Origin of the sequence: Flavobacterium undicola (assembly GCF_009909155.2) — a bacterium.
Classification (GTDB): Bacteria; Bacteroidota; Bacteroidia; order Flavobacteriales; family Flavobacteriaceae; genus Flavobacterium; species Flavobacterium undicola.
In genome coordinates this window covers 79,985-106,431 of record NZ_JAAAPM020000007.1, presented here as the reverse complement: position 1 = coordinate 106,431, position 26,447 = coordinate 79,985, and the positions used below count along the sequence as shown (strand labels likewise).

Here is a 26,447-nt window from a genome sequence, read left to right as displayed (position 1 = left end):
TGCGAACTTATCGTTATTTTTAGAAAATGAACCCTGCACTTATGACTGAAATAGATATCGAAAAAGAGAATAAAGCAATTGCTCAAGAATACAAAGAATTACTTCGTATTAGTTACCAAACATTAACTACCGAGGATAAAAAACTGATACGCAAGGCTTTTGACGTTGCTGTGGAAGCTCATAAAGACCAAAGAAGAAAATCAGGAGAAGCTTATATTTTTCATCCCATTGCTGTTGCCAAAATTGTTGCCTCCGAAATAGGTCTTGGAGCTACTTCAATTGCAGCCGCCTTATTACATGATGTTGTAGAAGACACGCCTACTACCGTTAAAGATATTGAGCGAATGTTCAATCCTAAAGTAGCACAATTGGTTGAAGGTTTAACTAAAATATCCATCGTACAAAAAGACATGAATGTGTCTATGCAAGCCGAAAACTTCCGAAAGATGTTATTGACTTTGTATGATGATGTGCGTGTGATCCTGATAAAAATAGCCGATAGATTGCACAATATGCAAACTATGGAGTCAATGGATGACCACAAACAAGTCAAAATTGCTTCAGAAACCTTATACATCTACGCGCCACTTGCCCATCGATTAGGTTTATACAACATCAAAACAAAATTGGAAGATTTAGGTTTAAAATATACTGAACCTGCCATATACAACGACATTGTTAGCAAAATAAAAGAGACCAAAGAACAACAAGATGCTTATATCAAAGACATTTCCGATGTCCTTAAAGCCTCTTTAAACGCCGAAGGAATTGACTATATCATAAAAGGACGTCCAAAATCGATCTACTCAATTCGTAGAAAGATGAAAGCACAAAACGTAAGCTTTGACGAAGTCTACGATAAATTTGCACTTCGAATTATCTATAAATCAGATGCTCATGACGAAAAATTTATCGCCTGGAAAATATATTCTATCGTTACTGACCATTACAGACCGAGCCCTAGCCGATTAAGAGACTGGATTTCATCTCCTAAATCAACTGGTTACGAAGCCCTGCACATTACCGTAATGGGACCTAAAGGCCGCTGGGTTGAAGTACAAGTACGTAGCGAGCGTATGGATGAAATTGCCGAAAAAGGTTATGCAGCACATTACAAATACAAAAATGGAGCTACCGAAGAAGGTGGCTTGGACGTTTGGCTTAACCTGCTTAAAGAAGCATTAGAAAACCCTGAAACTAATGCTATCGACTTTGTAGAAGATTTCAAAATGAATTTGTATTCGAAAGAAATCTACATTTTCACCCCTAAAGGTGATATTAAATCCTTACCTAAAGGAGCAACATCTCTTGACTTTGCCTTTAGCATCCACTCCGAAATTGGAATTAAAACCCGCGGAACGAGAGTCAACGGAAAATTAGTTCCTTTAAACTACGAATTAAAAAGTGGCGACCAGGTTGAAATTATCACTTCTCCAAATCAAAAACCCACTGCCAACTGGTTGGATTATGTAACGACTTCGAGAGCAAAAAATAAAATTAGAAACGTTCTTAACGAAAACACGAAGAAAATTGCAGAAGACGGAAAAGAAGTACTGACCCGTAAACTAAAACATCTTAAAGTTACCTTAAACGAAACGGTTACAAATGAATTAGTAAACTTTTTCCACCTTAAAACCAGTTTAGATTTATTTTACAGAGTTGGAATTGGAACCATTGATAACCAACAGTTAAAAGACTTTGCTGCGCAAAAAAGCAATACTTTAATCAATTTCTTTAAAAGTAAAATCAAGCGTACCGGAAATACCGCTGATACTGATATCCACAGACCTATACTCAACAACAATTACGACTTGTTAGTATTCGGCAAGGAACAAGACAAATTAGACTATAAACTTTCTACTTGTTGTAATCCAATTCCCGGAGATCAGGTTTTTGGTTTCGTTACCATCAATGAGGGGATAAAAGTGCACAAAAAAGATTGTCCTAATGCCATCGCTTTACAATCCAATTACGCTTACCGCATCATGCCCGCCAAATGGATTGACTCTTCTCAAGAAGAATTCAAAGCTATTTTAAATATTACAGGAATGGACACCATTGGTTTAACTAACGAATTGACAAAGGTAATTTCGAATAATATGAATGTGAACATTCAAAGTATTTCGTTGAGTGGTGACGCAGGACTTTTCAAAGGACAGCTAACGGTGATTGTACAAAACATAACTATTTTGAAAAAACTAATTGAAAACATCAAAAAAATTGACGGAATTGACCGGGTAACCCGAGTCTACAAAAATTAATTTTTCCACAATATGTTTTGTTTCAAATACTTTTTAAGTATTCAAAAACGTTTTTAAATAAAAAAGAGACTTAAATTAGGGGTTGATTCTATTAAAAAAACAAAATTATTACCTTATAAGTACTTAAACTTGAAAACTATTAAAATAAAAATTTATCTTTGCCGAATATGACACTCATTTCCACAAATAACAACAAAAATCAAGAGATTGTAAAAAACGTTTTTACAATGTATCTTGAGAAAAACGGGCATAGAAAAACGCCTGAACGTTACTCTATACTTCAGGAAATCTATGAAAGCGAAGAACATTTTGATATAGAAAATCTATACATCAAAATGAAAAACAAAAACTACCGTGTCAGTAGAGCTACGCTGTACAACACTATAGAATTACTACTTGACTGTGCTTTGGTGCGTAAACACCAATTTGGACAAAACCAGGCACACTATGAAAAATCCTATTTTGACAAACAACATGACCATCTTATCATGACAGATAGTGGTGATGTAGTAGAATTTTGTGATCCAAGAATTCAATCTATCAAAAAGACTATAGAAGAAATTTTTGATGTAGACATCACAAATCATTCCTTGTATTTTTATGGTACAAAAAGAGTGGCAAAAACAGACGAAGAGAAAGAAGAAACCAATAACGATAACATTTAGTTTAAAAAAAGGCGGTAAGCTAATTTACCACCAAAACGAATTAACGATTAAATAAAGAAATTAAAATGACCGTAGATTTATTACTAGGATTACAATGGGGAGATGAAGGAAAAGGAAAAATTGTTGATGTTCTTACCTCAAATTACGATATTATTGCTCGTTTTCAAGGAGGACCTAATGCAGGGCATACTTTAGAATTTGACGGAATTAAACACGTACTTAGAACCATTCCTTCTGGAATTTTCCATAAATCAGCGATAAATGTTATTGGAAATGGTGTTGTAATCGATCCTGTTGTATTTCAAAAAGAAATCGAAGGATTGGCAAAATTCAACATCGATATCAAAAAGAAATTAATCATTTCCAGAAAAGCACACTTAATTTTACCTACGCACCGTTTATTAGACGCTGCTTCTGAAGCTTCTAAAGGGAAAGCTAAAATTGGTTCTACACTTAAAGGTATTGGACCAACTTACATGGACAAAACAGGTAGAAATGGTCTACGCGTAGGAGATATTGAATTAGAAGATTTTAAAGAAAGATACCGTTCTCTAGCTGACAAGCACGAAGCAATGATTGCATTCTACGGAGTGGAATTACAATACAACTTACCTGAATTAGAAGCAGAATTCTTTGAATCTATCGAAGAAATTAAAAAATTAGATTTCATCGATAGCGAAGAATACATGTACCAAGCTCAAAAAGCAGGTAAATCTATTTTATGCGAAGGAGCTCAGGGTTCATTATTAGATGTTGATTTTGGAACTTATCCTTTCGTAACTTCTTCTAATACTACAGCTGCAGGAGCTTGTACAGGCTTAGGAATTGCTCCTAACAAAATCAAAGAAGTGTACGGTATTTTCAAAGCTTACACTACTCGTGTTGGTAGCGGTCCTTTCCCTACTGAACTTTTTGACGAAGTAGGTGCTACTATGGCAAAAGTGGGTAACGAATTTGGTTCGGTTACAGGAAGAGCAAGACGTTGTGGATGGTTAGACTTAGTAGCGTTGAAATATGCTGTTCAAGTAAACGGAGTAACTCAATTGATGATGATGAAAGGTGACGTACTTTCAGGTTTTGATACCTTAAAAATATGTACTGAATACAATTATAAAGGAAAAAACATCGCTCACTTCCCTTACAATGTGGAAGAAGAAAATGTTGCTCCAATTTACAAAGAATTTAAAGGATGGAAACAAGATTTAACAGGAATGACTACTTACGAGGAATTACCAGTTGAATTAAAAGAATACATCGAGTTCATTGAAAAAGAACTTGAAGTACCTATCAAAATTGTTTCTGTAGGTCCAGACAGAAAACAAACTATTCTGAAATAACACTTAACGCTCTGATTTTTCAGAGCGTTTTTTTATATATTTAAACAAAAAAATCAAACCGAAAATTCGCAAATTATTTTTGCTTCTGCATTTTTAATTTGCGAACCTGCCTGCCGGCAGACAGGTTTGCTGTAAAATAAATAACAGATGAACGAGCCAAAAATAACCATCCAAAAAACCGAATTACTTTCAGACAACTGGTACATTCTGAACAAAGTAACTTTTGATTATCAAAAACCTGACAACAGCGTGATTACTCAAAAAAGAGAAGTCTACGATCGAGGAAACGGAGCGGCCATTTTACTTTACAACAAAACAAACAAAACTATTATTTTAACGCGTCAGTTTCGTTTACCAACCTACTTAAACGGTAACAATAACGGAATGATGGTAGAAGTTTGTGCCGGATTATTAGATCAGGACGAACCAGAACAATGCATCATCAGAGAAACAGAAGAAGAAACAGGCTATAGAATTTCTAAGGTTAAAAAAATCATGGAAACCTATATGTCACCAGGTGCCATAACTGAAATCCTATATTTATTTATTGGCGAATACGACGCTTCTATGAAAGTCAGCGAAGGAGGCGGACTAGATCATGAACAAGAAAATATTGAAGTCATAGAAATGTCATTCGACCAAGCATATGCTATGATTGAAACAGGAGAACTAAAAGATGCCAAAACCATTATGTTGTTGCAATATGCTAAGATAAATGGGCTGATGTAATTAACGAATAGAATGAACATCAGTAATTAAATCTTTACAAACTTAAAACCAACCGCAAATTCACCAATTAACTCCATCTAAACGGAACAACTAATTGATGAATTTGTGGTTTTTTTATAAATAAACTTTCCTTACTTTTAAATAAAAATAAATTATACACAATATGGATATCAATAAAAACTGGCATCAACAACATTACGATAGCCTAGCATTTGGAAGCCGAATAGCAGATGCTGTAGCCAAAGGCATGGGGTCTTGGCGTTTTATAATCATTCAAACTGTGTTTGTAATTATTTGGATGGGATTAAACCTTTTCGCTTATTTAAAACATTGGGATGCTTATCCTTTTATCTTACTCAATCTGGTATTTTCTACCCAGGCGGCTTATGCTGCTCCCATAATTATGATGGCACAAAACCGCCAAAACGAAAGAGACCGTGTACAAGCTCAAGAAGATTATAATACGAATAAAGAAGCAAAACTGGAAATTGAGGCTTTGGCAACAAAACTCAACTCTATTGATGTTGAGAAATTAGATAAAATAATCCAAATGCTGGAAAACATGAAATAGGCTACCGTACTATCCTTTAAATTAATCTTATCTTTGCTAGCCAATAAAAAAACACCACTTTATGCAAGATATCATCGATCGTTTTGTCAGTTATGTAACAATAGATACCGAATCCAATCCGAATTCAGAAACGACTCCAAGTACCGAAAAACAATGGGTTTTAGCCAATAAATTAGTCGAAGAACTAAAAGCTATTGGAATGCAAGACGTTACTATTAACGACAAAGCTTACATCATGGCAACTTTACCCAGTAATGTTGAGCACGAAGTACCTACAATAGGATTTGTTTCTCATTTTGACACTTCTCCTGATTTTTCTGGAGCCAATGTAAAACCACAAATTATTCGCGATTATGACGGAAAGGATATTGTACTAAATGCGGAACAAAACATCGTTTTATCTTCTAATTATTTCAAAGATCTATTGCAATACAAAGGGCAAACCCTAATTACTACTGATGGAACCACACTTTTAGGTGCGGATGACAAAGCCGGAATTACTGAAATTGTTACCGCAATGGAATTCCTTATCAAAAATCCAGAAATAAAACACGGAAAAATAAGAGTTGGATTCACTCCTGACGAAGAAATTGGTCGAGGTGCACACTTTTTTGATGTGGAAAAATTTGGAGCGCAATGGGCTTATACGATGGACGGAAGTCAAATAGGCGAATTAGAATATGAAAATTTTAATGCGGCTGGAGCCAAAATCACTTTCAAAGGAAAAAGCGTTCATCCTGGTTATGCCAAAGGAAAAATGATTAATTCAATGTTAGTTGCGAATTCATTTATCATCGAATTGCCTTCTGATGAAGTTCCTGAAAAAACCAGAGGATATCAAGGTTTTTATCATGTGCATCACTTTAACGGGAGCATAGAAGAAACAGTAGTGGAATTGATTATTAGAGACCACAACAGTAAAAAATTCGAAAAAAGAAAAGAGAAAATTCAAAAAATAGCGAGCAAAATCAATAAGAAATTTGCGAAACAATTTGGAGAAGACATCGTAGTTACTGAAATCAAAGATCAATATTACAATATGAAGGAAAAAGTACTTCCTGTGAAACACATTGTAGACATTGCCGAAAAAGCGATGAGAGAATTGAACATCAAACCGATTATCAAACCCATTCGCGGTGGAACTGATGGTTCGCAATTATCCTATATGGGATTACCTTGCCCAAACATCTTTGCCGGAGGACACAACTTTCACGGAAAATACGAATATGTTCCTGTAGAAAGTATGCAAAAAGCAGTAGAAGTCATTGTAAAAATTGCCGAGCTTACAGCTTTACCTAACTTTGGTTTGGAACCAATAAAAAAAGGGAAATAATACTTCATGAATCGTTTCTTTGTTTTCAACGGATTAAAATCCGTTGCTACAATATAGCCCGTTCCTACGGAACTTAGAGCCGTAGGAACGACACATTTTGTATTTTGATTAGTATATCAATATACCGATACAGCAATGTGTCGGTTTTTTTGTTCACAACGGTAAAATCCGTTGCTATAATACATTTCGTTCCTACGGAACTTAGAGTCGTAAACTCGACACATTTTTTAAGGCTGGACTTCAGTCCAGCCTTAAAAAAAAATTAACATTGAAAAACCATTTATAAATTGTATTTTCACTTACATTAATTTTACAATTACATAACATTAAATATATTAATATAAATATTTTAACAAAATGATTAAAAAAGAGACAAACAACAAAGAAGCAAATGAAGCTCCTCCTCAAGAACCATTAAAAGAAGTAAAACCTGCAACCAGAAATTCAAGAACAAAACAAAAACCAGTTGTTGTAATAACAGAAGAAATCCTTTCGGCAATTATTGACGAAACCCCAGCAGCAACCGAGGAGGTAACAGCTACAGAAACAATTGAAAACGACGACCTAGCCATCACAAAAAAAGAAAACAAGAAAAAGATGAAAGACAAAGAAAAAAAGAAAGCTTTAAAAGCGAACGCTAAAGAAAAAGCAAAGGCGAAGGCAAAAAAAGCGAAAGCAAAAGCCAAGAAAGCCAAGAAAGAAAAAGTCAAAAAAGCAAAACTAAAAGCGAAGGCCAAAGAGAAAAAAGCGAAGAAAAAATCTAAAAAAGAAAAGAAAATCAAAAAAAATAAAAGCAAGAAGAAATAATGTCATTTTCAAACAAGTAAAAGCCCCAATTCTACTGAAAGATTTGGGGCTTTTACTATAAAAAAATATTGAATTATTTTTTTGCTAATGCAGCACTCATTTCCATAGAAATCGCAGTACGCTCCATTTTTAATTTTCCAGCCATAGTTTCAATAACTACAGTAGTATCGGCTAGTTCAGCTACCTTACCGTGAAGACCACTTTTAGTAATAATTTTATCACCTACTTTTAAGCTAGCTTCAAATTCTTTTTCTTGTTTTGCTCTTTTTTGTTGTGGTCTAATCATAAAGAAATAGATAACCACAAACATTAAGATAAACGGCGCAAATTGAGTTAATTGACCCATAATTTTTAATTCTTTTTTTTAAATTTATAAATATTACATTAAACCGCGACCGGCTTTAATCATTTTTTTACTAGACTCTAATTCTTTAACAAGATTATCTAAAATTCCATTGATAAAAATACTACTTTTAGGAGTAGAATATTCTTTAGCTAATTCTAAATATTCGTTCAAAGTTACTTTCACGGGAATAGATGGGAATTTCAAAAATTCGCAAATTGCCATTTTTAAAATAATAGTATCAACCTCAGCAATTCTATCGCTATCCCAGTTAGGTGTTTTGTCTACAAATTCTTTCGCTAATTCTGCTTCGTTCAACACCGTTTTACGAAACAAATCTTTAACAAAATCCTTGTCTTCATTGTCTTTGTACAATTTTGGCACTCTGAAATTATCATTTTCGATAGGTTTCATCGCTTTCAATTGCTTGATGATTTGTGTATTCACCATCGGAATATCATCAATCCAAGTCAGCTTATCGTCTTCCAAGAACTCGTACAATTTCTCATTTGGAACAATTACTTCAGTAAATAAATCCATAATCAACTGTCGGTCTTCTTCAAACGAGCGTGTTGGATTACTCATGTAAGTTTGATAGTAAGAACTCTCTTTTATAGCAGTTAATAACAACGCTATATAATCCTCATGCAAATGCCAAGCATCAATTTTTCTGGTTTCTAGAGCAATGCTTAAAGAATTGTTTTCGGCAAGAATTTCGAAAATGCTGTTCTTAATGAATTTTTCGTTCGGTTTACGTTCAGCTGCAGTAGCTAAATGTTTCTGACTAGATAAATGCAAAAATTGTGTTTCTTTTTTACATATTTCTAACAAAGAAGAAATCATTGTAAGGTATAAATCTTGAATATTATCGATACTGTAAAAAAGGAATTTTTCTTCCTTTTCCAGGTTATCAGAGCCATTTTGATGCATCGCATAAATGGTTTGCATAACTTTAACGCGAATGTGTCGTCTATTTACCACCTTGTAAGAACTTTTATTAAATTAGTCTGCAAAAATAAGGATTTCCTTTTTCAAAATAAAATTAAAAGCCATAAAAAGCAGGACAAACGTAGCAGTTATTTTTGACACGAATTAACACCTATTATCACGAATATTACTTTGATTCTAAAAAGAAATTCCACAAATTTTATCTGCTTTAGACAGATTCGTGAGATTTATTTCATCCAAATTTGTGCTAATTCGTGCAATTTGTGTAAAATTCAGATAAATTTATATTTTCTTTTTTCCCCTTTACACTTTCATTAATGAAACGTTAAATGAGACTTAACAGCTTACGAACAGCTAACAATTTTACTTTTAAAGCTATATCTTTGTTTTTTATAAAATACAGCCTAGTCTAGAAATGAAAGAATTACTCTATCTCAATAAATATTTTATTAAATACAAATACCGTTTTATCTTAGGAATTGTATTTACTATTGTAGCACAAATATTTTCACTTTTTACTCCTAAATTAATTAGTAAATCCTTTGCATCAATCGAAGATTTTGCCAAAAATAAAGGCATATCTAATTCGGTTATCCAAGACCAATTAGTAAATAATATTTTACTCATCATCGCTACCACCATCATTGCCGGATTTCTAACCTTTTTAATGCGTCAAACCTTGATTGTGATGTCACGTCATATTGAATTTGACTTAAAAAATGAAGTTTTCAGACAATACGAAAGCCTGTCTCAAAACTTCTACAAAAAAAACCGTACCGGAGATTTGATGAATCGTATAAGCGAGGATATTTCAAAAGTAAGAATGTATGTAGGACCGGCTGTTATGTACACCATTAACACCATCATTCGTTTTGCTATCGTTATTATTTTCATGTACAGAGTATCGCCATTGCTTACTTTGTACACCCTTTTACCATTGCCTCTTTTATCGTATGCTATCTTTAAACTAAGTACCGAAATCAATATCCGAAGCACCACTTTTCAGCAATATTTATCTAAAGTTTCTAGTTTTTCCCAAGAAATATTCTCGGGAGTTCGCGTAATAAAAGCCTATTCTTTAGAAAATCAACATCAGGATAATATGCATGCCCTTTCTTTAGAAAGCAAAAGTAAAAGCTTGGATTTAGCCAAAGTTCAATCCTTATTTGGTCCTTTAATGTTAGCCTTAATCGGAATCAGCAACTTAGTCGTGATTTATTTTGGTGGGTTAATGTACATTCAAGGAACCATAAAAAGCATTGGAACTATTGCCGAATTTATTTTATATGTCAATATGCTAACTTGGCCAGTAGCATCATTAGGCTGGGTTTCTTCAATGGTTCAAGAAGCAGAAGCTTCCCAAAAAAGATTGAATGAGTTTCTAAAAATAGAACCCGAAATTAAAAATAACAATCCTGAGAAATCTACAATAGGAGGAACAATCACATTCGAAAATGTGAGTTACACCTATGAAGACACTAATATTAATGCGCTTCAAGATATTTCGTTTACGGTACACAAAGGAGAAACGCTTGCGATACTTGGGAAAACAGGTTCCGGGAAATCGACTATTTTATCTCTAATTTCCCGTATGTACGATGTAACCCAAGGAGCGGTAAAAATTGACGAACAGGAAATTAGCCGTTTGAACTTATTTGATTTGCGAAACAGCATTGGAATTGTCCCTCAGGATGCTTTTTTATTTTCGGATAGCATTAAAAACAACATCAAATTTGGTAAAGAAGATGCCGAAATTGAAGAGGTTATGGCTGCCGCCAAAAATGCTGTGGTACACGATAACATTATGGGTTTCAACAAGCAATACGAGACGATTCTTGGCGAAAGAGGAATTACCCTTTCGGGCGGACAAAAGCAACGTGTTTCTATAGCGAGAGCTATTATCAAAAACCCGCCTATTTTATTGTTTGACGACTGTTTATCAGCGGTTGATACCGAAACCGAAGAGGCTATTTTAAACAACCTAAACGCCATTTGCAAAGACAAAACAACCATTATTGTCAGCCATCGTGTATCTTCAGCAAAAAATGCTGATAGAATCCTAATTCTTGAAAACGGAAAAATTATTCAACAAGGTTCTCATAACCAGTTAATAAATCAGGAAGGCTATTATGCATCACTCTATTTAAAACAACTTTCTGAAAAAGAATTACTTTAAATGTTGCTTAATAAATATATTTTTATCATTTTTGGGTTCAATTAACAACCATATTATTGTATAGAACGGATTATGAGAGAAAATGACATGTTAGAAAAAGAAGAAATCTTTTCTAAAGTTTTACGTGCAGGACGAAGAACCTATTTCTTCGATGTGAGAGCTACAAAAGCGGATGATTATTATATTACCATTACCGAAAGTAAAAAATTCACTGAAGAAGATGGTTCATTTCATTTTAAAAAACACAAAATATATTTATACAAAGAAGATTTTGCTGCTTTCACCGAAATCCTTGAAGAAATGACTTCTTACGTTTTAAACCACAAAGGAGAAGAAGTAATCTCTGAAAGACACCAAAAAGATTTCAAAAAAGAATATGCTTCTGAAAGAATGACTGCTGACGGATCTATTCCAGAAACCTCTAGTTTTACAGATATTGATTTTGACGATATTTAATTCCTAGAAATCACAACAATACTTTAAGTCCAAAAATCATTCGGTTTTTGGACTTTTTGCATTATAGAAAAACAAAACAAGTTAACTTCCAATTTTGTATCTTAGTATAGCTTTTTTCAATTAACAATAAAAAAAACATCCCTATGAAAATTCCAATTGTATCTGTAAACTGGCTTCAAGAAAACATCAACAATCCTGAATTAATAATTCTGGATGCAGTTTTGGACACTCCTCCTCATGATTTACAAATCATTGGAGCCCGAACTTTTGATATTAAAAATAAATTTAGTGATATTTCAACCTCATTACCCAATACCTTACCAAAACCAGAAGCTTTTGCTGCCGAAGCAAGAAAACTTGGAATCAATAAACATAGTAAAATTGTGGTTTATGACACTAAAGGAATCTATTCGAGTCCAAGAGCATGGTATCTATTCAAAAGTATGGGACATGAAAATGTATGGGTACTCGATGGAGGATTTCCTGCCTGGACAAAAGAAGGTTTAGCTACCGAAAAAGTGGGTGCAAAATCATTTAGAGAAGGAGATTTCGAAGTTCACTTCAAGTCAGAAATGTTTAAAAACAAATTTCAGATTTTACATAATGTTACTTCAAAAGAAGCCATTGTAATTGACGCACGTTCTTCAGACCGCTTTAATGCCGAAACCGAAGAACCTCGAGAAGGACTAAGAAGCGGACACATCCCTAATTCCGTAAACTTACCTTTTTCTCAAGTTATAAAAGATGGTCATTTTCTACCTAAAGAAGAGCTAAGACACATACTCCCACATCAAGACCAGCCGTTATATTTCTCTTGCGGTTCCGGAATTACAGCTTGTATTGATTTAATTGCTTACGAATTAATTTCGTCAAACAACCTAAAAGCAGTTTATGACGGTTCCTGGACCGAATGGGGACAAGACCACGATTTACCAATAGAAAAATAAAAAAGCAGTTATCCTATTCGCAAACCATTTTCAATCTTGAAATCAGGAGCTAATAGGATAACATCTCCTTCTTCACCTACCGCACCTAAAACAAGACATTCACTCATAAATTTCCCTATTTGCTTTTTAGGAAAATTGACTACAGCAACAATTTGACGATTCAAAAGTTCGTCTTTAGAATATCTTTTGGTGATTTGCGCCGAAGTTTTTCTGATTCCGATGACTTCGCCAAAATCAATAGTCAATTGAAAAGCAGGCTTTCTCGCTTCAGGAAAATCATTAACTGCTAGTATTGTTCCAACGTACATGGCTACTTTTTCAAATTCAGCCCAAGTCAAATTATTCTCCATAAATCAATTATAATATTTTAAAAACATTACTAATTCAAAATTAGTTTATACCATTCAAATAGCCCGCAATTTTAGTAACTTTAAACTCTAAAACAAACAATAAAATAATGGCACGAACTCCATCTAATATGCTCGAATTAGGAACTCAAGCTCCCGAATTTTACTTAAAAGACACCAAATCCAATACAGAACAATTTTCTTTTGCTGATTTAAAAGGAAACAAAGGCACATTGGTGTTTTTCATCTGCAATCATTGTCCTTTTGTGCACCATGTAATAAAAGAAGTAGTTCGAATTGCCAATGATTATAGAGTTCAAGGAATTGGCATCATTGCTATTTCAAGTAATGATGTGGTAAATTATCCGCAAGACGCCCCTGAATTGATGACCGAATATGCTTTCGAGAATAATTTTGAATTCCCTTATTTATATGATGAAAGCCAAGAAGTCGCTAAGGCCTATAATGCTGCTTGCACTCCTGATTTTTATTTGTTTGACCAACAAGACAAATTAGTCTATCGCGGACAACTGGACGATAGCCGTCCCGGAAACGGAATTCCGTTAAGCGGTAGTGATTTGCGAGGTGCCATAGATGGTGTTTTATACAATAGAAGTATTAATCCAAACCAGAAACCAAGCATTGGCTGTAATATCAAGTGGAAAAAATCCTAAGAAAGCAGATTACAGAATTTAGAAAACAGAATAGAGAAGGCAGAATTTAGATATAAAAAAAGTGGTTTTCCAGTTAGAAAACCACTTTTTATTATTTGAATCAAAACCGAAATCTAAAATCTGCGTTCTGAATTCTTAAATCTAAAGATTATTTTACGTCCATCAATTCAACGTCAAAAATCAAAGTAGCATTTGGTGGAATTACTCCTCCAGCTCCACGAGATCCATATCCTAAGTGAGCAGGAATTACAAAACGAGCTTTATCTCCTACTTGCAACAAAGCAATACCTTCGTCCCATCCCTCAATTACATTTCCTCTTCCTAATGGGAATTCGATTGGTTTTTTACGTGGGTAAGAGCTATCAAAAACTTTTCCGTCAGGTAATTGTCCTGTGTAGTGTACAGAAACTGTTTTTCCGTTTTCCGCTTTTTTACCCTCTCCTTTTTGGATGAATTGGTAACGTAAACCGCTTTCTGTTTTTTCAAATCCAGCTGCTAATTTTTCCATTGCTTCTTCAGCAGCATTTTTTTCAGCTTCTAAACGTTTTTTACGGTTTCCTTCAAATGAACGGAAAGCTTCAACTGCATTCCATTTTTGAGCTTCTTCCCCTACTCTAACTATTTCTAGTGCTTCTAAAGCATCTCCTTGAGCAATTGCATCAACTATATCTTGACCTTCGATTACTTGACCAAAAACAGTGTGTTTTCCGTCTAACCAAGAAGTTGGTACGTGAGTAATGTAAAATTGAGAACCGTTTGTTCCAGGCCCTGAATTTGCCATCGCTAAAACTCCTGGTTTGTCATGTTTTAAACTTGGATGAAACTCATCATCAAATTTATACCCTGGATCTCCTGTTCCTGAACCTAGAGGACAACCTCCTTGAATCATAAAATCAGGAATTACTCTGTGAAAAGTTAATCCATCGTAATATTTTGTCCCTTGAGGTTTTACTTTGTTTTCTAAGTTTCCTTCAGCTAATGCTACAAAGTTACCAACCGTTCCAGGGGTTAAATCATGTGTTAATTTCACTAAAATAGCTCCTTTTGAAGTATTGAATTTAGCGTATATACCGTTTTCCATTATTTAATAATTTTTATTGAAGTGCAAATTTACAAATTAAATTAGAGAATGTGCCAATGTGCAAAACAGAAAATTTGAAGTAGAAATAAACTAAATCAGTCCAGAAAATCTTTTGTCCTGATTAAAACAAAAACTGTTCAAACGATAAGAAAGATTTCAATAGTAAATATCCAGAATAATATTGCCTTTGGAAGCATCTATTAATTTTTCAATTCTTTTATAATAGGTTTCATTTACCATGGGACAACCTAAACTATTACATATAATATTATTCTGCTCTTCATAAGGTACTTTATTGTATTTATGCAATACAATACTTCTCGAAAAAGCATTACTGTTTGTCTCTTCAAATCCGTGCAGTCGATATGATTTTCCGTATTCGCCTGTATAACTTTTGCCTATATAATACTTTCCTAATGAAGTGCAGTACGAATAATTTTCATTACTAAATTTTAACTCTCCATACAAGCCGGAACCAATACCATGGGCAACCAAGCCTTGATCAATAATCTTATCATTTTTTAGGTCATAAACAAAAAAGCGATTTTTCCCCGACATGATTCTCATATCAAGTAGAAAGGCAATTTCATTATTGAATTTTGGATTCGTTTTTACTAAGTCTTTTATTCTCGTAACTTGTTCAAAAATCCTTTCTTCAGTAGTCGCCGTATTTAATGATCGAATTATGCTTGAAGTCGTTTTATTCTTTTTTGATATAAATCCGAAACTACAAAGCAATCCAATTGTAAGCATCCCTAAAATCACTCTTTTCATTTCCCTCTTTTTTTAGCTTTACAAAAATCTTTCAGCATTCTTAATTAATTATCTTTTTCCAAACAAAAAAAAAAAAAAACATAACTAACTATATTACAAACAAATAACACTACAAATGTATTGTTTTTTTAAATTCAAAAAGCAATCCAAGTTAACAAACAATACACTTTTATATAAAAAATAACATTAATAAGAAAAAGCTGTTTTTCGCTAATCCTTAGTCCGAATTACTTTAGCCAACTTCTATTTTTCGAAATTTCATTTGTCTAAAATCTATTTCTCTTTCTTCTAAAAAGACAATATTGAAGTGAATAGCTTGATTAGCTTCTGAAAAAAAACTTTGTACCTTTGCCCCATCCAAACTTAGATATACAATCATGCGAATTGACATTATTACTGTTTTACCTGAATTGCTACGCAGTCCGTTTGAGGCTTCGATTATGAAACGCGCCATTGACAAAGGTCTCGTAGAAGTTCATATCCATAATTTAAGAGATTACACTATCAACAGACAAAAAAGTGTGGATGATTATCCTTATGGAGGCGGAGCAGGAATGGTCATGACGGTACAACCTATTGACTCCTGTATTACGCATTTAAAAACGCAAAGAGAATACGACGAGATTATTTATATGTCGCCTGATGGAGAAACTTTGAACCAAAAAATGGCCAATACCATGTCAATGTATGAAAACATCATTATTCTATGCGGACATTATAAAGGAGTGGATCAAAGAGTTCGCGATCATTTTATTACCAAAGAAATTTCTATTGGAGATTATGTTTTAAGCGGAGGCGAATTAGGAGCTTTAGTTTTATCAGACGCATTAATCCGATTAATTCCAGGAGTTTTGAGTGACGAAACCTCAGCATTGACCGATAGTTTTCAAGACGGCTTATTATCAGGACCAATATATACCCGCCCAGCAGATTACAAAGGATGGAAAGTTCCCGAAGTATTAACTAGCGGAAATTTTGCTAAAATTGACAAATGGCGCGAGGACATGGCGTATGAACACACTAAAAACAGAAGACCGGATTTGTTGGAGGAAAGTTAAAAGTTATACGTTAAGAGTTAAGCGTGTAACCGTTTAAATAACTCATAACTTTTTAACGAAAATATTTCATAACTCATAACTGATAACTCATAACTTTTTTTTACTTTTGCACCCACATTTAATTAACCTCTGGCGATACCCGTGAATGTTGTTTAGATTTAAAACCATAATTAGCAATTAAAATGGCAAATTTAGTAGATTTCGTTAATAGCGAATTTGTTACAAGAAAAGATTTCCCTGAATTCGGAGCTGGAGACACTATCACAGTTTACTACGAAATTAAAGAGGGTGAAAAAACTAGAACTCAGTTCTTTAAAGGAGTTGTAATTCAAAGAAGAGGTACTGGAAGTACTGAAACTTTTACAATTCGTAAAATGTCAGGTTCAGTAGGTGTTGAGCGTATCTTCCCTATCAACTTGCCAGCTTTGCAAAAAATTGAAATCAACAAGAAAGGTGCTGTACGTAGAGCTAGAATTTTCTACTTCAGACAACTTACTGGTAAGAAAGCAAAAATCAAAGACAAAAGAAGATAATTTATTGTCTCTTTATCATAAAAGTCCCGACGTTGTCGGGACTTTTTTTTGGACTTTACTCTAAAAGGATAACATCCTCAAATAAACAGCTATTCTTTAAAAAAATAACATTTTAAAGCCTTGTAGTTAGTTATCCCATAATTCCGCTATTTCTATAACAAACGGGACTGTATTTTAGTCTGATTTACATATCTTTGCACCGCTTTATTCAAAGCAAACAATACATTTCACATTCTTCGCCGAAGAGTTACGATTATAAAATTAAAAAAATGACACAAAAATCAAAGATTGTTTACACATTAACTGACGAAGCACCTTTGTTAGCTACTTATTCGTTTTTACCTATTGTTGAAGCTTTTACTGCTACAGCTGGAATCGAAATTGAAACAGAAGATATTTCTGTTGCTGCTCGTATCCTTGCTAATTTCCCTGAGTTTTTAACTGAGGATCAAAAAGTAAAAGATTCTTTGGCTGAATTAGGAAAACTAGCTACTGCTCCAGAAGCAAACATTATCAAATTACCAAACGTTTCTGCATCTGTTCCTCAATTAAAAGGAGCTATTGCTGAATTGCAAGCACATGGATACAATGTTCCTAACTTCCCGGAAGATCCACAAAATGATGCTGAAAAAGAAATCAAAGCAAAATATGCTAAAATATTAGGTTCGGCTGTAAACCCAGTTTTACGCGAAGGAAACTCTGATCGTAGAGCTCCTAAAGCAGTAAAAAATTACGCAAAAGTAAATCCACATTCAATGGGAGCTTGGTCTGCTGATTCAAAAACAGCGGTTGCTTCTATGGAAAGCGGTGATTTTTACGGAAGTGAGCAATCACTTACTGTAGCCGAAGCTACTGATGTAAAAATCGAATTTGTTGCACAAGATGGTACTGCTACTGTTCTTAAAGCAAGTACTCCATTAAAAGCTGGTGAAATTATCGATAGTTCAGTAATGCACCTGAACGCTTTAAAATCTTTTGTTGCTAAAACAATCGCTGAGGCTAAAGCACAAGGAGTTTTACTTTCTGTTCACTTGAAAGCTACGATGATGAAGGTTTCTGACCCAATTATCTTTGGAGCTATCGTTGAAGTATATTTCGCAGCTGTTTTCGAAAAATACGCAGCTTTATTTGCTGAATTAGGAGTAAACACTAAAAATGGTTTAGGTGATGTATATGCTAAAATTGCAGGTCACCCACAACAAGCTGAAGTAGAAGCCGCCATCAATCAAGCAATTGAAAACGGTCCAGCTTTGGCCATGGTGAATTCAGACAAAGGAATCACTAACCTTCATGTACCTTCAGATGTAATTGTAGATGCTTCTATGCCAGCTATGATCCGTACTTCTGGACAAATGTGGAACAAAGAAGGAAAAGCACAAGATACTATCGCTATTATTCCAGACCGTTCTTACGCTGGTGTATATACTGCTACAATTGATTTCTGTAAAAAGAATGGTGCTTTTGACCCAACAACAATGGGATCTGTTCCAAACGTAGGTTTGATGGCACAAAAAGCAGAAGAGTACGGTTCTCATGATAAAACTTTCCAATTGTCAGCTAACGGAGTTGTTCGTGTGGTTGATGTAAACGGAAATATTTTAATGGAACAAGCTGTTGAAGCAAATGACATTTTCAGAATGTGTCAAGCTAAAGACGCTCCTATTCAAGACTGGGTAAAACTAGCTGTAAATAGAGCACGTTTATCTGATACTCCTGCTGTTTTCTGGTTAGACGAAAACAGAGCACACGACAGACAATTAATCGAAAAAGTAAACTTATACTTGAAAGATTACGATACAACTGCATTAGATATTCGTATCTTAAACCCAATTGCTGCAACTGAATTCACATTAGAAAGAATCATCAAAGGTTTAGATACTATCTCAGTAACAGGAAACGTATTGCGTGATTACCTTACTGATTTATTCCCAATTTTAGAAGTTGGAACTTCTGCTAAAATGTTATCTATCGTTCCATTAATGAATGGTGGTGGATTATTCGAAACTGGTGCAGGTGGATCAGCTCCTAAACACGTAGAGCAATTTGTAACTGAAGGATATTTACGTTGGGATTCATTAGGAGAATTTTTGGCTTTAGGCGCTTCATTAGAGCATTTAGGACAAAGTTTAAATAATGAAAAAGCAATTGTTTTATCTGAAACTTTAGATCAGGCAAATGATGCTTTCTTGCAAAATGATAAATCTCCAGCTAGAAAAGTAGGTCAAATTGACAACCGTGGTTCTCACTTTTACTTAGCTTTATACTGGGCTCAGGCTTTGGCAAACCAAACTAAAGATGCTGACTTACAAGCTATCTTTGCTCCAATTGCAAAAGAACTTACTGAAAACGAAGCTAAAATTGATGCTGAATTAATTGGTGCACAAGGAAAACCACAAGAAATTGGTGGTTACTACCAACCAAATCAAGCCTTAGCAAGCAAAGCGATGCGTCCTAGCGCAACTTTTAATGCTATTTTAGATAAAATTTCAGTATTAAAAACAGCTTAATCGTTTTTATACCAATATTCAAAAGACAACTCGAAAGGGTTGTCTTTTTTTTGTTCTTTATTTTTAAAAATTCAAGAATACCGTTTTAAATTATACATCAACTCAATAATAGTTTGAGGTTTTTACTGCAACACAGACCTGTCTGCCGACAGGCAGGTTTAAGTAATTGGAATAATTTTATAAATTTCTCTAATCTGTGTTCCTTTTTACTTTATTGCAAACATCTTTGGTCGCAAAACAACTAAACAATATAAAATATTTTTCATTATAAGTAAACGAACATTCATTTATAATTAATACTTTTGTCGCATAATTCAAAAAAGAATGAGAACAAGAGATAGCAATAAAGAAGAAATCGTTAAACAAAAAGCCATCGCATTGCTTGTTGAAAAAGGCATCGAAGGTTTTAGCATGAACCGTCTGGCCAAAGAAAGCAGTATATCAGTAGCTACCTTGTACATCTATTATTCAGACAAAGACGATTTGATAAAGAAAATTGGAATCGAAATTGGGAAAAACTTCTTTGACGAAATGGCTAAAGATTTCTCTCCTTCAATGTCGTTCAAAGAAGGTTTATACAAACAATGGGAGAACAGAATCCGTTTTGCGCTAAGCAAACCGCTTGAAGTCAGTTGCTGGGAAGTCCTAACCCACTCTAGTTATGGCGAATACATTCTAGAAAAAAGCTTATTGGATTTCAAAATTATTATGGGCTCCTTTTTCAAAAACTCAGTGGAGAAAAAGGAATTAATTCCTATCTCAAAAGAAACATTTTGGAGTGTAGCTTATGGGCCTTTATACTCCTTATTGCGATTTGAAAGAGACGGTAAAAACTTTGGAGGAGGCCCTTTTAAACTCAACAAAAAAACAATCGACGAAACATTTGAATTAGTCCTAAAAGCATTAACACCGTAAAATTATAACTTATGGAAACTGATTTTAACAACATTTTGATTTTTGGTACCAATATCAAAACCGAAAAAGAAAAGCAAATTATAAGCAAGCTATTGAATACAAATCCGGCAATTGAACAATGGAATATCGATTTGGAAGACATTGATTCGGTATTGCGAATTGAAAGCAAATCTTTACATGCACAAGAAATCATTAAAATGATAACAGCAGAGGATTTTAAATGTGCTGAACTAACCGAATAACAAAATGAAGAACACAACACCACAAGCAGTTCCTTTTACTTCCTATCAAAAATTTGCTATTTTTATCTTAGCCATTACCCAATTTACGGTAATCTTAGATTTCATGGTCATGTCGCCATTAGGTGATATTTTAATGAAGACGATGCAACTAAAACCATCCCATTTTGGTTTAGTAGTATCGGCTTATGCCTTTAGTGCGGGAATTTCAGGATTACTAACCGCCGGTTTTGCTGATAAATTCGATAGAAAAAAATTACTTCTATTCTTTTACACCGGATTTATTTTAGGAACCATTCTATGCGGAGTAGTTACTTCTTACCCTTTACTGGTTGCAGCCAGAATCATCACAGGATTATTTGGTGGAGTAATCGGTTCCATTTCTATGGCAATTGTAACGGATTTGTTTTCGATGCAACAACGTGGTCGCGTGATGGGTTTTATCCAAATGGCTTTTGGCGCAAGCCAAATCTTCGGAATTCCGCTTGGTCTTTATATTGCTACTGCCTGGGATTGGCATGCTCCTTTTTTATGGGTAGCAGCAATGGCATTAATCATCGCTATTCTAATTGCAATAAAATTAAAACCACTTACGGAACATCTTGCTATACAAAAAGAGAATTCTGCATTTAAACATTTAATTCATACCATTTCAAAACGCGAATACCGCATAGGATTTGCCGCAACCGCAGTTCTTTCTGTTGGAGGTTTTATGCTAATGCCTTTTGGTAGTGCTTTTGCCATTAACAATTTAAAAATAACCGATGAGCAATTACCTCTTCTTTTTATGATTGCAGGTTTTTCTACGTTGATTATCATGCCAATTATTGGAAAACTAAGTGATCGAATCGATAAATTCAAAATTTTCACTGTGGCTTCTATTTGGACAATCATAACAGTTGCTGTTTATACTAATCTTGCCGAAACTCCTTTTTGGTTGGTAGCCATTATCAACATTCTTATGATGATGGGCGTAATGAGCCGAATGGTTCCTTCTACGGCCTTAGTAACTTCAATTCCTGCCAAAGAAGACCGAGGTGCTTTTATGAGTATCAATTCTTCGTTACAACAAATTTCAGGCGGAATTGCCGCCGCCTTTGCAGGAACAATTGTAGTTCAAAAAGACAATTTTAGTCCGTTAGAACATTACAACACCTTAGGTTTTATAATAATTGGAATATCATTGCTTTCAATTCTATTGCTTAGTCGTGTGAGTCAGCATCTGAAAAAAAATCCGGAACAGGAATCAAAGACTATATTGGCAGTTTCAGAAATTTAATTGGCATAACTAAAAAAGATTTGCACACAATATTAAACATTAATTAACAGTTGTTCAGTTGGCTTTTCTGTACTAATAATTGACATTTGCAATTCAATTTTCCTAAAATGATTACAAAAAAAATCAATTTCCTTTTTGTCTTTCTGTTCATTAGCATAACTACTTTTGCACAAGACAAATTCACCTTAAGCGGAATTATTACCGATACTAAAAATAACGAAACCTTAATTGGTGTCAATCTTTATTTCCCTGATTTAAAAATAGGAACCACTACTAACGAATATGGTTTTTATTCGATAAGTGTTCCAAAAGGAAATCAGAATCTAAACATCAGTTATATTGGTTACCAAAGCATTCAAAAAAACATTTCGCTCACGCAAAGTACCAAAATGAATTGGGCACTTACCGAAAACGGCGAAATCCTAAACGAAGTAATTGTTAGCGATAATAAAGGCCGAGCCAATACCCGAACACCCGAAATGAGTGTGAACAAACTCTCTATTTCAGCCATTAAAAAAATGCCTGTAGTTTTAGGAGAAGTAGACGTTATAAAATCGATTTTACTATTGCCTGGGGTTACTAATGCTGGTGAAGGTGCCTCGGGATTTAATGTTCGAGGTGGTGGTGCCGACCAAAATTTAATTCTTTTAGACGAAGCCACTATTTACAATTCTTCACATGTTTTTGGATTTTTCTCTGTTTTTAATCCCGATGCTATCAAGGATTTAAAATTATACAAAGGCGGAATTCCGGCTCGTTTTGGAGGAAGAGCTTCTTCGGTTTTAGATATTTATCAAAAAGACGGGAACAGTAACGAATTTCACATGAATGGCGGAATCGGATTAATCTCCAGTCGCCTTCTTGCCGAAGGTCCCATTGTAAAAGACCGAGGTTCATTTTTAATTGGCGGAAGAGCTTCTTATGCCCATTTATTTCTAAAATTGTCCGAAGAACAAAAAAATAACTCGGCTTATTTTTATGATTTGAATACCAAATTAAGCTATAAAATTAACGACAACAACAATATTTATTTATCGGGTTATTTTGGTCGTGATGTTTTTGCAATCAACAAAAGTTTTAGCAATACTTACGGAAACACCACGCTAAATATGCGTTGGAATCACTTATTTTCTGATAAATTATTTTCGAATCTTTCGGTAATTTACAGTGATTACTATTACGGATTGGATTTGGATTTCGTAGGTTTCAATTGGGATTCGGGCATTAAAAACTATAATATCAAATACGATTTCAAAAATTATATTTCCGATAATTTCAAATTGAATTATGGTGCCAATGCCATTTATTACAATTTCAATCCCGGAACTATCAAACCATCTAATGCCAAATCTGGAATAAATCCAGACCAATTAGACCGAAAATATGCTTTTGAACCTTCACTTTATATTGAAGCCGAAAACAAACTAAACAAAAAGCTGGCTGTTACCTATGGCTTGCGTTACAGTATGTTCTATCGTTTAGGAAATTCAACAATCAATTTATACGAAAACAACAATCCGGTAGTTTTCAATCCGGTTTTTCAGATTTACGAAAAAGCAATTCCTTCAAGCACAAAATATTACAGCAAAAACAAAACTATCAAAAGCTTTGACAACTTCGAACCGCGATTTGCTATTTCTTACCAACTGAATGAAGACAATGCTTTAAAAGCGAGTTATAATCGAATGTTACAATATCTTCAATTGGTTTCTAACACCTCGTCTCCTACCCCTTTGGATGTCTGGATGCCTAGCGATAATTATATAAAACCGCAAATTGCCGATCAAGTAGCCATCGGTTACTTTAAAAACATCCAAAATGGAGATTATTCATTGGAAATAGAAACGTATTACAAGAAAATACAAAACCGCATGGATTACATTGATGGTGCCGATTTGATTGCCAATGAAGCTATCGAACAAGTTGTGCTAAATGGCAGAATGCGTTCCTATGGTTTGGAATTGATGTTAAAGAAAAATGAAGGACGATTAAATGGTTGGATTTCGTACACCCTATCTAAATCAGAGCAACAAACTCCGGGCAGAACTCCCGAAGAAATAGGTATCAATTACGGAGAATGGTATAATTCGGCTTATGATAAAACGCATAATTTAGCGATAACTTCTGCCTATCATTTGAATGAAAAATGGGCTTTTGGAGCCAATTTCGCTCTGCAATCGGGGCAACCGGTAACCTATCCTGATGGCAAATACAATTATTTAGGCGTGGATGTTCCCAGTTATGGTTTACGCAACCAAAACAGATTGCCTGCCTACCACCATTTAGACGTTTCAGCAACTTTAACGCCTACTAAAAACAAAAATAGAAACTGGAAAGGCGAATGGGTTTTCAGTATTTACAATTTATACAATCGCAAGAATGCGGCTTCAATCAATTTTAGACAAAATGTGGATACTGCTGCAAACGAAGCCGTAAAAACATCCATTTTTGGGATAGTTCCTGCGGTGAGTTATAATTTTAAATTCTAAAAATTTCCTTTCGAAAAAAGATACGACAATGAAAAAAATACTATTTCCCCTTTTACTATTGGTGACTTTTTTTAGCAGCTGCGAAGAAGTAGTTGACTTAGAATTAGACACCGCTGCTCCCCGATTAGTTGTCGAAGCTAACATTGCCTGGATCAAAGGCAGCTCTGGAAATGCGCAAAAAATAAAACTCACCACAACCACTGGCTATTATAACACCGAAGTTCCTATTGTAACGGGAGCTAATGTTTCTATTACAAACAGTAACAATAGGGTTTTTAATTTTATAGAAATTCCAAACACAGGAGAATACGGCTGTACTGATTTTGTTCCGGAAATTGGAAAAACCTATACCTTGAAAATCATTAACAATGGTGAAACCTATACCGCAACAGAAATATTTCAGGCGCTAGCTCCAATAACCCGAATTGAACAAAACAACCAAGGTGGTTTTACAGGAAAAGAGATTGAAATTAAGGCTTATTTTAATGATCCTGCTACTGTAAACAACTACTATCTGTATAGCTATGAATATTCCGGTGAATCTACTGTAGACTACAATGTAGATGAAGACAAATTTTTTCAGGGGAACGAATTTTCCAGCCGTTCACAAAATGACCATCTAGAAAAAGGCGATGTAATCGAGTTGACACACTTTGCTGCTTCCAAACAATATTACAATTACATGAATATTTTAATTGGTATCATGGGTAGTAATTCTGGCGGTCCTTTTCAAACTCCTCCTGCTACTGTAAGAGGAAATGTTAGCAACAGTACCAATCCTAAAAATTATCCGTTGGGTTATTTTGCTCTTGGCGAATCTGATATGCGCCGTTATGTAGTTCAATAAATATTAAAATAATATCGTTTTAGATTTTATTTATTTTCAGCCACAAACTAAATTGATTTTATTTGTGAAACTGTCCTTAACTTCCGCATTCGAGTGTCAAATGTTTGAAGAATACGCAAAAAGAAAAGCTGTTTGATCCGCCGCGGCGGAGAGTTCTTTTCTTTTAGACTCGAGCCGAAGGCGAACAGAGCGAAGCTAATTCGAAAACTAATTTGACCGACGAGGAAGTGCAAGACTTGATTTTTTTGTTTCTTTTTTGATCAAGCAAAAAAGAAAAATGATTATTGTAGTAATGTTGGAAAAGCCAAAAAAAACATTCAAAAACAATTAGCTATCTTTGCTAACTCAACGCTTAAATCAAAATCGTTAATCTAAAATCTTCATTCCTTTGTCATCACATCATATTGTTCGCGACGATCAAGAACCTGCATTAATCATTGCTAATGGCGCTGCCTGTAATCCCGAATTATTAGGGCAATTACTCGAATGGTCTCCGCTGGTAATTGTATTAGATTCTGCCATCGAACGCGTGATGAAACTGGATATCAAAGTAGATGTTTTACTGGGTGATTTCGACGGCGATTTTGATGCTAATTATTACAAAGAAAAACAATATCCACTTGAAATTGTTCACACTCCCGACCAAAACAAAACCGATTTAGAAAAAGCATTCGATTATTTAATTGAACGCAATATTCCTGCGGCAAACGTAGTTTGGGCAACGGGAAGAAGAGCCGACCATACCATTACCAATCTGACCAATATTGTTCGCTACCGCGACAAATTGAAAATTGTAATCTTAGACGACCATTCGAAAGTATTTTTGTTGCCAAAAAAATTCGAAAAATGGTACACGGCTAATACGCCTATTTCGTTAATTCCTATTGGCCATGTCAGTGGAATTCATTCTGAAAACCTATTCTATCCTTTAAAAGATGACAGCCTGACTATTGGCTATCGCACAGGAAGCAGCAATCATGTAGCTCAGGATGGTTTGGTCATTATTGAGCACAACGAAGGCGATTTATTACTGATGGAATGCATGGATTAATCAACACATAAAGTAAAAAGAAACACTGATTAGAGAAATTTATAAAATCATTACAATTTCTTAAACCTGCCTGTCGGCAG

General features: G+C 34.4%; 25 protein-coding genes. 20 read left to right on the top strand and 5 right to left on the bottom strand.

Annotated elements, in window-relative coordinates:
* The first annotated feature begins 41 nt into the window (after nt 1-41).
* From GTZ96_RS06095 to GTZ96_RS06065, 7 genes are all read left to right on the top strand, one after another.
* Nucleotides 42-2,261 (top strand): RelA/SpoT family protein, encoded by a 2,220-nt coding sequence (locus GTZ96_RS06095; protein WP_161641993.1) that lies wholly within the window; start codon nt 42-44, stop codon nt 2,259-2,261.
* Between the two features lie 167 nt (nt 2,262-2,428).
* The gene (locus GTZ96_RS06090; protein ID WP_128194229.1) at nt 2,429-2,926 is read left to right on the top strand and encodes a Fur family transcriptional regulator; all 498 of its coding nucleotides are present in this window, start codon (nt 2,429-2,431) and stop codon (nt 2,924-2,926) included.
* A 65-nt stretch (nt 2,927-2,991) separates the two neighbouring features.
* The gene (locus tag GTZ96_RS06085; protein ID WP_161641918.1) at nt 2,992-4,263 is read left to right on the top strand and encodes an adenylosuccinate synthase; all 1,272 of its coding nucleotides are present in this window, start codon (nt 2,992-2,994) and stop codon (nt 4,261-4,263) included.
* Nucleotides 4,264-4,410: 147 nt separating this feature from the next.
* Nucleotides 4,411-4,992 carry a GDP-mannose pyrophosphatase NudK gene (gene nudK, locus GTZ96_RS06080; protein WP_161641916.1) on the top strand — a complete coding sequence of 194 codons (582 nt, stop codon included), beginning with the start codon at nt 4,411-4,413 and terminating at the stop codon, nt 4,990-4,992.
* 163 nt (nt 4,993-5,155) lie between these two features.
* Nucleotides 5,156-5,563 (top strand): DUF1003 domain-containing protein, encoded by a 408-nt coding sequence (locus GTZ96_RS06075; protein ID WP_161641914.1) that lies wholly within the window; start codon nt 5,156-5,158, stop codon nt 5,561-5,563.
* 61 nt (nt 5,564-5,624) lie between these two features.
* Nucleotides 5,625-6,896 (top strand): peptidase T, encoded by a 1,272-nt coding sequence (gene pepT / locus GTZ96_RS06070; RefSeq protein WP_161641912.1) that lies wholly within the window; start codon nt 5,625-5,627, stop codon nt 6,894-6,896.
* A gap of 357 nt (nt 6,897-7,253) precedes the next feature.
* On the top strand, nt 7,254-7,703 hold the full coding sequence (locus GTZ96_RS06065; protein WP_161641910.1) for a hypothetical protein: 450 nt from the start codon (nt 7,254-7,256) through the stop codon (nt 7,701-7,703).
* 73 nt (nt 7,704-7,776) lie between these two features.
* On the opposite strand, the gene yajC is transcribed toward GTZ96_RS06065, so the two are convergent.
* Together yajC and nusB are read right to left on the bottom strand one after the other, a co-directional pair.
* Nucleotides 7,777-8,049: a preprotein translocase subunit YajC gene (gene yajC, locus GTZ96_RS06060; protein WP_161641908.1), complete on the bottom strand. Its 273-nt coding sequence runs from the start codon at nt 8,047-8,049 to the stop codon at nt 7,777-7,779.
* A 33-nt stretch (nt 8,050-8,082) separates the two neighbouring features.
* Nucleotides 8,083-8,994, bottom strand: a complete 912-nt coding sequence (nusB, locus tag GTZ96_RS06055; protein WP_161641906.1) for a transcription antitermination factor NusB — start codon at nt 8,992-8,994, stop codon at nt 8,083-8,085.
* A gap of 415 nt (nt 8,995-9,409) precedes the next feature.
* On the opposite strand from nusB, the gene GTZ96_RS06050 reads away from it, so the two are divergent.
* From GTZ96_RS06050 to GTZ96_RS06040, 3 genes are all read left to right on the top strand, one after another.
* Entirely contained in the window at nt 9,410-11,170 is a 1,761-nt protein-coding gene (locus tag GTZ96_RS06050) for an ABC transporter ATP-binding protein (protein WP_161641904.1), read from the top strand.
* 72 nt (nt 11,171-11,242) lie between these two features.
* Complete coding sequence (locus GTZ96_RS06045) at nt 11,243-11,626, top strand: PUR family DNA/RNA-binding protein (RefSeq protein WP_161641902.1); 384 nt, start codon at nt 11,243-11,245, stop codon at nt 11,624-11,626.
* A gap of 143 nt (nt 11,627-11,769) precedes the next feature.
* Nucleotides 11,770-12,573 carry a sulfurtransferase gene (locus GTZ96_RS06040; protein ID WP_161641900.1) on the top strand — a complete coding sequence of 268 codons (804 nt, stop codon included), beginning with the start codon at nt 11,770-11,772 and terminating at the stop codon, nt 12,571-12,573.
* A gap of 8 nt (nt 12,574-12,581) precedes the next feature.
* Here the strand turns inward: GTZ96_RS06040 and GTZ96_RS06035 are convergent, their stop codons facing one another.
* A complete protein-coding gene (locus tag GTZ96_RS06035; RefSeq protein ID WP_161641898.1) occupies nt 12,582-12,923 on the bottom strand; it encodes a tRNA-binding protein in 342 nt (113 codons plus the stop codon).
* A gap of 107 nt (nt 12,924-13,030) precedes the next feature.
* Here GTZ96_RS06035 and GTZ96_RS06030 point away from each other — a divergent pair, with 107 nt between their 5' ends.
* Nucleotides 13,031-13,594: a thioredoxin family protein gene (locus tag GTZ96_RS06030; RefSeq protein WP_161641896.1), complete on the top strand. Its 564-nt coding sequence runs from the start codon at nt 13,031-13,033 to the stop codon at nt 13,592-13,594.
* A 148-nt stretch (nt 13,595-13,742) separates the two neighbouring features.
* Here GTZ96_RS06030 and GTZ96_RS06025 read toward each other — a convergent pair whose 3' ends face one another.
* Nucleotides 13,743-14,675, bottom strand: a complete 933-nt coding sequence (locus GTZ96_RS06025) for a peptidylprolyl isomerase (protein WP_161641894.1) — start codon at nt 14,673-14,675, stop codon at nt 13,743-13,745.
* 156 nt (nt 14,676-14,831) lie between these two features.
* Nucleotides 14,832-15,449 (bottom strand): murein L,D-transpeptidase catalytic domain-containing protein, encoded by a 618-nt coding sequence (locus GTZ96_RS06020; protein ID WP_161641892.1) that lies wholly within the window; start codon nt 15,447-15,449, stop codon nt 14,832-14,834.
* Between the two features lie 377 nt (nt 15,450-15,826).
* On the opposite strand from GTZ96_RS06020, the gene trmD reads away from it, so the two are divergent.
* The 9 genes from trmD to GTZ96_RS05970 all read left to right on the top strand — a co-directional run bounded on the left by trmD (nt 15,827) and on the right by GTZ96_RS05970 (nt 26,367).
* Complete coding sequence (gene trmD, locus GTZ96_RS06010) at nt 15,827-16,507, top strand: tRNA (guanosine(37)-N1)-methyltransferase TrmD (protein ID WP_161641888.1); 681 nt, start codon at nt 15,827-15,829, stop codon at nt 16,505-16,507.
* A 182-nt stretch (nt 16,508-16,689) separates the two neighbouring features.
* Nucleotides 16,690-17,040 carry a 50S ribosomal protein L19 gene (gene rplS / locus GTZ96_RS06005; protein ID WP_161641886.1) on the top strand — a complete coding sequence of 117 codons (351 nt, stop codon included), beginning with the start codon at nt 16,690-16,692 and terminating at the stop codon, nt 17,038-17,040.
* A gap of 269 nt (nt 17,041-17,309) precedes the next feature.
* Complete coding sequence (locus tag GTZ96_RS06000) at nt 17,310-19,547, top strand: NADP-dependent isocitrate dehydrogenase (protein ID WP_161641884.1); 2,238 nt, start codon at nt 17,310-17,312, stop codon at nt 19,545-19,547.
* A gap of 324 nt (nt 19,548-19,871) precedes the next feature.
* The gene (locus tag GTZ96_RS05995) at nt 19,872-20,462 is read left to right on the top strand and encodes a TetR/AcrR family transcriptional regulator (RefSeq protein ID WP_161641882.1); all 591 of its coding nucleotides are present in this window, start codon (nt 19,872-19,874) and stop codon (nt 20,460-20,462) included.
* An 11-nt stretch (nt 20,463-20,473) separates the two neighbouring features.
* A complete protein-coding gene (locus tag GTZ96_RS05990; RefSeq protein WP_161641880.1) occupies nt 20,474-20,704 on the top strand; it encodes a hypothetical protein in 231 nt (76 codons plus the stop codon).
* Nucleotides 20,705-20,708: 4 nt separating this feature from the next.
* On the top strand, nt 20,709-21,980 hold the full coding sequence (locus GTZ96_RS05985) for an MFS transporter (RefSeq protein WP_161641878.1): 1,272 nt from the start codon (nt 20,709-20,711) through the stop codon (nt 21,978-21,980).
* 107 nt (nt 21,981-22,087) lie between these two features.
* A complete protein-coding gene (locus GTZ96_RS05980; protein ID WP_161641876.1) occupies nt 22,088-24,469 on the top strand; it encodes a TonB-dependent receptor in 2,382 nt (793 codons plus the stop codon).
* A 28-nt stretch (nt 24,470-24,497) separates the two neighbouring features.
* Nucleotides 24,498-25,316 (top strand): DUF4249 domain-containing protein, encoded by an 819-nt coding sequence (locus GTZ96_RS05975; protein WP_161641874.1) that lies wholly within the window; start codon nt 24,498-24,500, stop codon nt 25,314-25,316.
* Nucleotides 25,317-25,704: 388 nt separating this feature from the next.
* Complete coding sequence (locus tag GTZ96_RS05970; RefSeq protein ID WP_161641872.1) at nt 25,705-26,367, top strand: thiamine diphosphokinase; 663 nt, start codon at nt 25,705-25,707, stop codon at nt 26,365-26,367.
* Nucleotides 26,368-26,447 lie beyond the last annotated feature (80 nt).

Bases quoted from the DNA above. Each gene is read 5' to 3' on its own strand.
- GTZ96_RS06025 (WP_161641894.1), bottom strand. From the start codon at position 14,675: ATGGAAAACGGTATATACGCTAAATTCAATACTTCAAAAGGAGCTATT.
- GTZ96_RS06065 (WP_161641910.1), top strand. From the start codon at position 7,254: ATGATTAAAAAAGAGACAAACAACAAAGAAGCAAATGAAGCTCCTCCT.
- GTZ96_RS06000 (WP_161641884.1), top strand. From the start codon at position 17,310: ATGACACAAAAATCAAAGATTGTTTACACATTAACTGACGAAGCACCT.
- trmD (WP_161641888.1), top strand. From the start codon at position 15,827: ATGCGAATTGACATTATTACTGTTTTACCTGAATTGCTACGCAGTCCG.
- GTZ96_RS06020 (WP_161641892.1), bottom strand. From the start codon at position 15,449: ATGAAAAGAGTGATTTTAGGGATGCTTACAATTGGATTGCTTTGTAGT.
- GTZ96_RS06085 (WP_161641918.1), top strand. From the start codon at position 2,992: ATGACCGTAGATTTATTACTAGGATTACAATGGGGAGATGAAGGAAAA.
- GTZ96_RS05995 (WP_161641882.1), top strand. From the start codon at position 19,872: ATGAGAACAAGAGATAGCAATAAAGAAGAAATCGTTAAACAAAAAGCC.
- GTZ96_RS05990 (WP_161641880.1), top strand. From the start codon at position 20,474: ATGGAAACTGATTTTAACAACATTTTGATTTTTGGTACCAATATCAAA.
- rplS (WP_161641886.1), top strand. From the start codon at position 16,690: ATGGCAAATTTAGTAGATTTCGTTAATAGCGAATTTGTTACAAGAAAA.
- GTZ96_RS06040 (WP_161641900.1), top strand. From the start codon at position 11,770: ATGAAAATTCCAATTGTATCTGTAAACTGGCTTCAAGAAAACATCAAC.
- GTZ96_RS06045 (WP_161641902.1), top strand. From the start codon at position 11,243: ATGAGAGAAAATGACATGTTAGAAAAAGAAGAAATCTTTTCTAAAGTT.
- GTZ96_RS06095 (WP_161641993.1), top strand. From the start codon at position 42: ATGACTGAAATAGATATCGAAAAAGAGAATAAAGCAATTGCTCAAGAA.
- GTZ96_RS06035 (WP_161641898.1), bottom strand. From the start codon at position 12,923: ATGGAGAATAATTTGACTTGGGCTGAATTTGAAAAAGTAGCCATGTAC.
- nudK (WP_161641916.1), top strand. From the start codon at position 4,411: ATGAACGAGCCAAAAATAACCATCCAAAAAACCGAATTACTTTCAGAC.
- nusB (WP_161641906.1), bottom strand. From the start codon at position 8,994: ATGCAAACCATTTATGCGATGCATCAAAATGGCTCTGATAACCTGGAA.
- GTZ96_RS06050 (WP_161641904.1), top strand. From the start codon at position 9,410: ATGAAAGAATTACTCTATCTCAATAAATATTTTATTAAATACAAATAC.
- yajC (WP_161641908.1), bottom strand. From the start codon at position 8,049: ATGGGTCAATTAACTCAATTTGCGCCGTTTATCTTAATGTTTGTGGTT.
- pepT (WP_161641912.1), top strand. From the start codon at position 5,625: ATGCAAGATATCATCGATCGTTTTGTCAGTTATGTAACAATAGATACC.
- GTZ96_RS06075 (WP_161641914.1), top strand. From the start codon at position 5,156: ATGGATATCAATAAAAACTGGCATCAACAACATTACGATAGCCTAGCA.
- GTZ96_RS05980 (WP_161641876.1), top strand. From the start codon at position 22,088: ATGATTACAAAAAAAATCAATTTCCTTTTTGTCTTTCTGTTCATTAGC.
- GTZ96_RS06030 (WP_161641896.1), top strand. From the start codon at position 13,031: ATGGCACGAACTCCATCTAATATGCTCGAATTAGGAACTCAAGCTCCC.
- GTZ96_RS05975 (WP_161641874.1), top strand. From the start codon at position 24,498: ATGAAAAAAATACTATTTCCCCTTTTACTATTGGTGACTTTTTTTAGC.
- GTZ96_RS05985 (WP_161641878.1), top strand. From the start codon at position 20,709: ATGAAGAACACAACACCACAAGCAGTTCCTTTTACTTCCTATCAAAAA.
- GTZ96_RS06090 (WP_128194229.1), top strand. From the start codon at position 2,429: ATGACACTCATTTCCACAAATAACAACAAAAATCAAGAGATTGTAAAA.